Source organism: Streptodolium elevatio (assembly GCF_040649515.1).
In the GTDB taxonomy this organism is placed as follows: domain Bacteria; phylum Actinomycetota; class Actinomycetes; order Streptomycetales; family Streptomycetaceae; genus Yinghuangia; species Yinghuangia elevatio.
Genome location: NZ_JBEZFP010000077.1, coordinates 36363 through 44590, shown reverse-complemented (window position 1 = coordinate 44590; position 8228 = coordinate 36363). Strand labels below are relative to the sequence as shown.

General features: G+C 68.3%; 8 protein-coding genes. 4 read left to right on the top strand and 4 right to left on the bottom strand.

Features of this window, described 5'->3' with window-relative positions; translation table 11 throughout:
- Positions 1-251: 251 nt before the first annotated feature.
- Positions 252-1817 carry a restriction endonuclease gene (locus AB0C36_RS26415; RefSeq protein ID WP_358358304.1) on the bottom strand — a complete coding sequence of 522 codons (1566 nt, stop codon included), beginning with the start codon at positions 1815-1817 and terminating at the stop codon, positions 252-254.
- A 342-nt stretch (positions 1818-2159) separates the two neighbouring features.
- Between AB0C36_RS26415 and AB0C36_RS26410 the strand changes: the two genes are divergently transcribed.
- The 3 genes from AB0C36_RS26410 (at position 2160) to pip (ending at position 3843) form a co-directional block, all read left to right on the top strand.
- Positions 2160-2375, top strand: coding sequence for a type II toxin-antitoxin system VapB family antitoxin (locus AB0C36_RS26410; protein WP_358358301.1), 216 nt, complete (start codon positions 2160-2162; stop codon positions 2373-2375).
- On the top strand, positions 2372-2794 hold the full coding sequence (locus AB0C36_RS26405) for a PIN domain nuclease (protein ID WP_358358300.1): 423 nt from the start codon (positions 2372-2374) through the stop codon (positions 2792-2794). Before AB0C36_RS26410 ends, AB0C36_RS26405 begins: the two co-directional genes overlap by 4 nt.
- Positions 2795-2880: 86 nt before the next feature.
- On the top strand, positions 2881-3843 hold the full coding sequence (gene pip / locus AB0C36_RS26400) for a prolyl aminopeptidase (protein ID WP_358358297.1): 963 nt from the start codon (positions 2881-2883) through the stop codon (positions 3841-3843).
- 31 nt (positions 3844-3874) lie between these two features.
- Here pip and AB0C36_RS26395 read toward each other — a convergent pair whose 3' ends face one another.
- Positions 3875-5086: an MFS transporter gene (locus AB0C36_RS26395; RefSeq protein WP_358358295.1), complete on the bottom strand. Its 1212-nt coding sequence runs from the start codon at positions 5084-5086 to the stop codon at positions 3875-3877.
- A gap of 95 nt (positions 5087-5181) precedes the next feature.
- Entirely contained in the window at positions 5182-6135 is a 954-nt protein-coding gene (locus tag AB0C36_RS26390) for an EamA family transporter (protein WP_358358293.1), read from the bottom strand.
- Between the two features lie 307 nt (positions 6136-6442).
- On the opposite strand from AB0C36_RS26390, the gene AB0C36_RS26385 reads away from it, so the two are divergent.
- Positions 6443-7318 (top strand): LysR family transcriptional regulator, encoded by an 876-nt coding sequence (locus tag AB0C36_RS26385; RefSeq protein WP_358358291.1) that lies wholly within the window; start codon positions 6443-6445, stop codon positions 7316-7318.
- A gap of 160 nt (positions 7319-7478) precedes the next feature.
- Here the strand turns inward: AB0C36_RS26385 and AB0C36_RS26380 are convergent, their stop codons facing one another.
- On the bottom strand, positions 7479-8048 hold the full coding sequence (locus tag AB0C36_RS26380) for a DUF5994 family protein (RefSeq protein ID WP_358358288.1): 570 nt from the start codon (positions 8046-8048) through the stop codon (positions 7479-7481).
- Positions 8049-8228 lie beyond the last annotated feature (180 nt).

The following is an 8228-nucleotide window of genomic DNA, read 5'->3' as shown; positions in this document are numbered from 1 at the left end:
CCGGCCCCGGACGCGTGTGCGGAACCGAGCCCGGATGCATGTCCGGAGCCGAGCCCGGTCCCGCCTCGATGGTCCGGGCCGACGTCGTCTCCGTCTCGGTTCACCCGGCGGGCCGTGGTTGCGGGTCCCGTCGGGCTCATCATCGCCGCCTGCCTTGCAGTGCAGCGGATCGGTGGGTGTTTCGCTCGCCAAGGCGGTGCCGCGCCGACGGGTCCCTGACGTACGTCGGCCCGATCCGGCTCGCAGTTGGTCTAGTGCCTCGGTCGGCGCTTGGGCGGCACTGGCCCCGGGATGACGTCCAACCCCAGGTGCTCCTTGAACAGGTGAACCAGGTTGGCGCCATCGAGAAGTTCAAGTCGCCCGTGCTCGCTGGCGAATGCCTCACTCGCCCGCCCGAACCACGACGTCGTCACCAGGATGCCTTTCGCTGCACGCTTGTGCTCCACAACACCCGCGAGTGCGGATACGGTCTCGAACGGCACCACGTTCGCGGTGCGTTTGGCCTGGATGACACAGAGCCCCTTCATTACGGGGTCGGTGTTCATCGCGATCGCGTCCACGCCCTCGTCCTTCGACGGCTGCGTATTCACACTGTCCAGGCCGATCGCTTCAAAGAGCTGTCTGACCAAATGCTCGAACTCCGTCGGCGTCAGGTCCATTAGCACCGGTCGGCTGTCCAGCCCCGCGACGACATCGAGGCTGTCCATGAGCCGGAACTTGCTGAGGTCGAACGTCACCAACGGACGTACCGGCTCGAGCTCGTACGGGTTGGGCGAGATCAGTGAGCGCAATCGCTTGAGGCAGGCCCGCGGGTCGACCTGCGTCAACACCAGCTGACTGAACTCCTCCCGATCCGTCTGCAACGTCACCAGACATGGGTGGACGTTGAGCCCTGTGGCGCGATCGATCGTGGCCACGTGCCCGTTCAACGCGATCGAGCGCACTGCTCCTTCGGCATCGGCAGCAAACACTTCGTGGACAGTACGCAGGGCGATCTGCGCCAGCACGGCCGCGTAGAGTTCCTTGCGTTCCTTCTCCGGGCGCGCCACGGGTGTGATCTCGTCGCGCGCCTTGACATACCGGTACGCGCGCGCCGCAGGGATCACTTGTTCCAAGGGCAGGTCGATCTGAACGAGCAGATCGCCGGTATCGGCCTGATAGGAGACCCGGTGCGCCCTGGGAAAGCCCGGTGGGTACATGGATGCTGCCAAGACCTGATCAGCCAACCACTCGACAGCCTCAACATCTCGGTCACGGTAGGCGGCGCGCCGTTGCTCAAGCCTGGTGTTCCATTCGCGGACCCGCTCGGCTGCTTCGCGGTTCCGGTCGTTGTGACGTTCGCGCTTCTCCTTCAGGCGATCACGGCGCGACTGTTCCGCGCGAGCGTGAATACGCACGTCCCTGTCGAATCGCTCACGAGCGGACTCAACTTCGGCCTCATAGGCACGGCGACCGATGCCGAACACGCCTTTTAACCCCCGTAGGGGCTCCGGCTCATAGTCCTCCCATTGGGGGGCTGCTGCGGCTTTCGACAGCTTTTTGGAGTTGAAGGCGGACGGAACGAACTTCTGTTTGAGTACGTCGAAGCTCAGCGGGCGGCCGTCGAGAACCGCTGCGCTCAGCAGCGTCGCTAGCTGTTCAGCCTCCTGTTCGGTGGCGCGTGTCCGGTCGACTGCTTCCTGGGCACGGGCAGCCTCGTAGGCCAGCTTCTCCTGACGCGCCTGACGCCTTGCCTCTGCCTCTGCGGCCTTCCGGGCTCGCTCCTCCTCTCTTGCCTGCCGGGCGAGTTCCCGACTGTACGGATCGGTCCCACCCATCCCGTTCCTGTTCGCCACCGTTCCCCCGTTCTGCACTTGCTCACCCACCACAGACGCCGTCCAGTATTCCGGGCCCAAGTGACACCGTCAGGAGGATCTCCAAGCCAGCGCGCCGGCCGGTGCGGGGCGTATTCCGCCCAGGCGTACGCCGCGAGCACGCACGTAGGTGGCCGGGCCGGAAGCGGCGTACAGCTCGGCCTGGGAGCGCGCCGAGTTCGTACCGGCCCGCTTCACCTGGGCCGTGGCCGACGAACGTCTCTCGGTCGCCCGCGGCGCGTGCCCATTTCGATGGGCAGCGTCGGGGTATCATTCTAGATATCCTTGATATCAGCGGAGGTATACATGGCTCGAACCGTGATCGACCTCGATGACGACTTGGTCGCCGACGTGGCGAAGGCGCTCGGAACCAGCACGAAGAAGGAGACCGTCAACACCGCTCTCCGTGAGGTTCTGGAGAACCGGCGTCGGGCCCTGGCGCTGACTCGACTCCGTGCCGCGGCAGATGAGGGCGCGTTCGATCTGGAGGTGCTGGAGGACAAGAGGAACTACCGCCGGTGAACGCGGCGCAGTTCCTGATCGACACCAGCGCCCTTGCGCGCCTTGTGCACAACGACGCCGAACAGTACGGCTGGGACCAGGCGGCGGCAGCCGGGCTCATCGCGGTCTGCCCGATCACCGAACTCGAGTTCTTCTACAGTGCGCGCTCGGCCGCCGACCGCGCACAGGGGGTCGAGGACGTTCGGACGTTGTTCGGTTGGGTGCCGGTCGACGACCGTGCGTACGACCGTGCTTGCCAGGTGCAGGAGTTGTTGACCCAGCGAGGGCAGCACCGGAGTGCCGGCCCGGTAGACCTTGTCGTTGCCGCGACGGCGGAACTGCAAGGTCTGACGCTCCTCCACCGGGACAAGGACTTCGAGTGCATCGCCGCCGTAACTGGCCAGGCCGTGCAGTGGTACGGGCCAACAGCCGCCAAGTGAGTCAGGACGTTGGCGAGGGCTGACAAAGGGGCAGACGGTCGTTTGGAAACGTGTTGGGGGCTTACCCTCACGCGGTTGGGGGGGGTGTGCGGGAGTTGTATGGGGCGGTGGGGGCGGATGACGGGGGGCTGCTGGATGTGGGGGATGGGAACTTTGTGTATTGGGAGGTGTGCGGCAACCCGGCGGGGGAGCCTGCGGTTGTTGTGCATGGTGGTCCGGGGTCGGGCTGCTCGCCGGGGGCGCGTCGGTACTTCGATCCGGAGCGGTACCGGGTCGTGTTGTTCGATCAGCGCGGATGCGGGCGCAGCACGCCGCACGCGAGCGACCCGGCTACTGACATGCGCCACAACACCACGGCGCATCTGCTCGCCGACATGGAACGGCTGCGCGAGCACCTGGGTATCGACCGCTGGGTGATGTACGGCGCCTCGTGGGGGTCGACGTTGGCCCTCGCGTACGCCGAACGGCACCCCGAGCGTGTGTCGGCCGTCGTCATCGCCGGGGTCACGACCACCCGGCGTGTCGAGACGGACTGGCTCTACCGCGGCGTCGGCCGGTTCTTTCCCGAGCAGTGGGCCCGGTTTCGTGACGCGGTGCCGGAGGCGGGCCCGGGCGGCGATTTGATCCAGGCGTACGCCCGGCGCATGGAGGACCCCGACCACGCCGTCCGCGCGCACGCCGCGGCTGAGTGGTGTGCTTGGGAGGACGCCGTTCTCTCCCTCGAACCCGGTGGCAAGCCCACTCCGTACACCGATCGCGTCGGGGACGCGCGGCTCGCCTTCGTGCGGATCTGCACCCACTACTTCGCGAACGCGGCGTGGTTGGAGGAGGGTGAACTCCTGGGCGGAGCGCACCGATTGGCGGGCATTCCCGGCGTTCTTGTGCATGGTCGCCTCGACCTCTCCAGCCCCCTCGACACCGCCTGGGAACTCGCTCGGGCGTGGCCGGACGCCCGCCTGGAAATTGTCGAGGACGCAGGGCACAAGGGCGGCGCCAGCACCGGTGCCCGCATCGTCACGGCCCTCGATCAGTTCGCGCGAACCAGCTAGGCGCCACCGGGCTTTGGTGGGCTGGGAGGCGTCAGGTCAGCGAGGTGTCGCGGCGGCCGGTGGAAGCGCGGAGGGTCACGGCGAGTGCGACCAGGGCGATGCCGAACCATATGACGCTGTCGACGCCGATGTGGTCGACGAACAAGCCGCCGATGAGAGCGCCCAGGGCGATGCAGGTGTTGTAGGCCATGGTGTTGAGCGACATTGCGGCTTCGAAGGTCTCGGGCGCGGCCGACAGCGTCATGTTGATCTGGCTGAGCTGGACGACGCCGAAGGCGATGCCCCACACGGCCATCGCGGCGACGACGCCGATGTCGCTCGCTCCGATGGTCAGCAGCATGACGAGTGCGGCGACGAGGAGTAGGCCGCCCACGACGAAGCTGCCACGCAGGCTCTTGGCGACGGTCTGGCCGCCGATGAAGTTGCCGACCGCGCCGCCGACACCGAAGACGATGAGGACGACGGTGATGAAGCCGACGCCGGCCGAGGTTGTCTCCTCCAAGTAGGGGCGGACAAAGGTGTACGCGCCGAAGTGGCCGAGGACGAACAGCACCACCATCACCAGGACCACGCGCAACGGCACGTTCCTGAGCGGGAGTTCGAAGACCTCGCGTACGGAGACCGCGTTCGAGGACGGCAGTGACGGGATGGTGAAGGCGACGGCCAGGAAGACGAGCGCGCTGAGGCCGGCCCAGATGAGGAAGGTCGTACGCCAGTCGCTGACGCCTTCCAGCAACGTGCCCAGGGGGATGCCGACGACGGTGGCTACGGAGATGCCGGACATCACCACGGCGGCGGCCCTGTTGGCGTGCTTCTCCGGCACGATGCGCATGGCCATGCTGACGCCGATGGCCCAGAAAACGCCGCTGGCGAAGCCCATGAGCAGGCGAGTGCCCAGGATCAGCGGGTAGTTCGGCGCGATCGAGGTGACCAGGTTGCCGACGGCCAACACAGCCAGCAGCGTGGTGAGCAGCCGACGCCGGTTTACGCGGCGGGTCCAGGCCACGATGAACGGCACGCCGAGACCGGCAGCGACACCCTGCGCCGTGACCATGAGGCCGGCCGCGCCCACCGAGACGTCGAGGCTCTCGCTGAGCGGAGTGAGCAGGCCGATCGGCATGAGTTCGGTGGTGAGGAAGACGAACAGGCTGGCGGTGATGGCGGCCACGCCGAGCCATCCCCGGGTCGGGGACAACTGCGTGTGCGGCGTGGCGGGCGTGTTGGTCTCTTCTTGAGTGGTCATGTCGTCTCTCTGGACGTGGCCGGGCGGGGGCCCGCATTTCGTTCCGCATGGGGCCCGATCGATGGAGGTAGTGGGGTGGGGAGGTACGCCCCCTGCTAGCCGCAGGAGGTACGTCTGCCGCTGGACGCGGCGTCGCTGTCGCTGTCGGGGATGGTGTGGAGTTCGGCCGAGACCACCGGCGCCCGCCCGGGCGGCTGGGGCTGACCGAGGACGACCGCGAGGAAGATGACGGCCATGCCGACGAGTTGGAGGACCGACAGCGTCTGGTCCTTGACGAGGTAGCCCAGCAGCGTCGCCACGACCGGGCTGCCCAGCGCGAGGAAGGAGACCGCCACGGCCGGCAGGCGTTCGATGCCCCGGAACCAGACGATGTAGCTCAGGACCGCGCCCAGGATGACGAGGTAGGCGAACCCGAAGACGTTGGATCCGGTGAGACGGTCGGGAAGGTCCTCCAACGACAGCCACATCGGCAGCAAGACCAGTCCGGCCGCGGTGAGTTGCCACCCCGTGAAGGTGGACAGGCTGACCCCGTCGGGCCGGCCCCACCGCTTGGTCAACGTGATGCCCGAGGCCATGCACAGCGCGCCGCCGACGGCGGCGAGGACCCCTGTCGTGTCGGAAGAGACCGTGCCTTGCGCGACGAGCAGCAGCACGCCTCCGGCGCCCAACACGCAGGCCAGGGCGTGGACGGCTCTGAGCCTCTCGCCGAGGAAGAGGGCGGCGAGGACCACTACGAACATGGGCTGCGCGGACATGATCACCGCGGCGACCCCGCCCGGCAGCCGGTACGCCGCGACGAAGAGCAGGACGTTGAAGGCGCCGATGTTGAGCACACCCAGCACCAGTGCGCGCCACCACCAGACCCCGGCCGGAAGCTGTCGGCCGATCGCGAGCAGAATCAGGCCGCCTGGGAGCGCTCGTACGGTGGTCGCCAGGAGCGGCCGATCCGGCGGAAGCAGTTCGGTCGCGATCAGGTACGTGCTCCCCCAGACTGCCGGCGCAAGGCCGGTCACGGCGGTGGTCGTCTTGGTACGCGCCGTACTGCTCATGGCGGTCGCGGATCCCTTCCGTGTCACGGGTACTTGTCGGTGTCTCAGGTACGTGGGCGTGCGCAGGCATGCCCCGGTAGGGGGCCGAGGTACGGGATGCGGGAAAAGGGCAACGGCGGTGCGGCTTGCCGGGCTACCCGGCCGCCGGGCTACCGGGCCGCCAGAGGAGCCCCGATCGAGGGCCCGCCCGGCTGCGTCGGCCCGAGCACGCTTCTGCCGTTTGCGGCCGTGACCAGTGTCAGGCCGGGGAGATCAATGAGTCCAACACATGCTTGTCATCCGATGCATCGCGGATCACGATGGATCAATGGAGCTTCAGCAGATGCGCTACGTGATCGCCGTGGCCGAGACGAACAGCTTCACGAGGGCCGCCCAACGCTGTCTGGTGGTGCAGTCCGCGCTCAGCCACCAGATCGCGCGTCTGGAAAAGGAGTTGGGGGCGCGGCTCTTCGAACGCACCAGTCGCCGCGTCCGGTTGACCCCGGCGGGCGTGGCCTTCCTGCCGGCTGCCCGCCAGTGCGTGAACGCGGCAGAGCGGGCCGCCGCCGAAGTCGCGGCAGCCGTAGGGGAGGTACGCGGACGCCTCGCGGTGGGACTGATCCCCACCGTCGCCGCCGTGGACATTCCCGCGGCCCTCAGGGAGTTCCACCGGCGGCACCCGAACGCCCGGATCAGCCTGAGCGTCGGGGCGAGTGACGATCTCGTCGAGCAGGTCCGGCAGGGCGAGATCGAGGTGGCCTTCCTCGGTGTTCCGGTCACCGCCCGCCCCCAGGGTGTCGTGGCCCGGGAGCTGAACCGGGAGCGCCTGGTCGCCGTGGTCTCCCCGGACCATCCCCTCGCGGGCGAGACCTCGGTGGACCTCCGGCGGCTGTCCTCGGAGGTGTTCGTCGACCTGCCCGCGAAGACCGCCGGACGGGCCCAGTCCGATCTGGCGTTCGCCGCCGCCGGCCTCACCCGCGTCGTCGCCTTCGAGGTGACCAACGCGGACTACCTGGCCCGCCTGGTCGGCGCGGGCCTGGGCGTGGCCCTGCTCCCGCCCACGTACGTCGCGGGCCTGGCCGGCATGGCCGTGATCGAGGTCACGGACGCGCCGACCCGTGCCGAGTACGTGATCTGGAGCCGGGAGGGCCGCCACCCGGCAGCCGCCGCGTTCCTGGAGCTGCTGGGCATCGAGGAGGAATGACCGCGCCCTGGCCCGACCGGCCAAGGCGCGGGGAGTCCGACGCCGCCGACCGGAACAGGCAAACGTCGGCCGGGACCGTACGTACGGTCCGGGCCGACGTCGTTGTGGTCTCAGTTCCGGCGAGGCCGCCTCGGCCACTTGGTCGCGAGCGGCGCCGTGGTCAGCCCACGGCGGCCGCGACGGGGAAGGGGGTTTCCCTCGTGGTACGGAGGTGACCGCCCTCTGCTTCCCAGTCGCTCTCCGACGGGTCGTCGACATCCCTGACGTCGATGCGGCCCCGAACAGGTGCGTTCATGGCCTCGACCAGCGCGGTGGCACTGCGCATGTCCCCTGCCGTCGAGGCGGCCGCCATCATGCGCCGGGCCGTGTCCGGTTCGGTCTCCGGCGGGACGACGAGGAGTTCCCAGCGCCCTACCCGATAGGACAGGAGCATGATCTCGTGGAGGTCTTGCTCGTCGGTGAACCAGCCCACCTTGACCAGGCGCCCGGAGGCCGGGACCCGCCGGGGCACGCCTTGCCAAAGCTTGGGATTCACCGTGGCACGAGTGATCCCGCCCATGTCCTCCATTGCCCTTACCAGGGACGGGAGTTCACGGGCGAGATCGCGGGAGCGGGGCCACCACGCGCCGTCGAGGCGACCTGCGGCCTGTCCGGCCGGGGACCGCGCGAGGCGTACGGGAATGGCGTGAAGGGGTACGGTCGTCGCCCGGCGATCGTCGGTCGCGGTCATGATGTCGACCTGCCCCCAGACGGTGGAAACCGTCCGGCGTGGTTGCTCGCCGAGCACGACGCCGATATCGAAGTCGGCGTACGAAATGTCCTCGGTACCCCCATTCTACTGCGGCGCCGACCCGCACGGACTCCGCGCAGCGAACGGATTCGCACGTCTTGGGGGCACGGGCCATTGGAG

What these genes read in the sequence shown, in the direction of transcription:
- AB0C36_RS26415 (WP_358358304.1), bottom strand. Translation starts at nt 1,817, where the DNA reads ATGGGTGGGACCGATCCGTACAGTCGGGAACTCGCCCGGCAGGCAAGA.
- AB0C36_RS26410 (WP_358358301.1), top strand. Translation starts at nt 2,160, where the DNA reads ATGGCTCGAACCGTGATCGACCTCGATGACGACTTGGTCGCCGACGTG.
- AB0C36_RS26395 (WP_358358295.1), bottom strand. Translation starts at nt 5,086, where the DNA reads ATGACCACTCAAGAAGAGACCAACACGCCCGCCACGCCGCACACGCAG.
- AB0C36_RS26390 (WP_358358293.1), bottom strand. Translation starts at nt 6,135, where the DNA reads ATGAGCAGTACGGCGCGTACCAAGACGACCACCGCCGTGACCGGCCTT.
- AB0C36_RS26385 (WP_358358291.1), top strand. Translation starts at nt 6,443, where the DNA reads ATGGAGCTTCAGCAGATGCGCTACGTGATCGCCGTGGCCGAGACGAAC.
- AB0C36_RS26380 (WP_358358288.1), bottom strand. Translation starts at nt 8,048, where the DNA reads ATGACCGCGACCGACGATCGCCGGGCGACGACCGTACCCCTTCACGCC.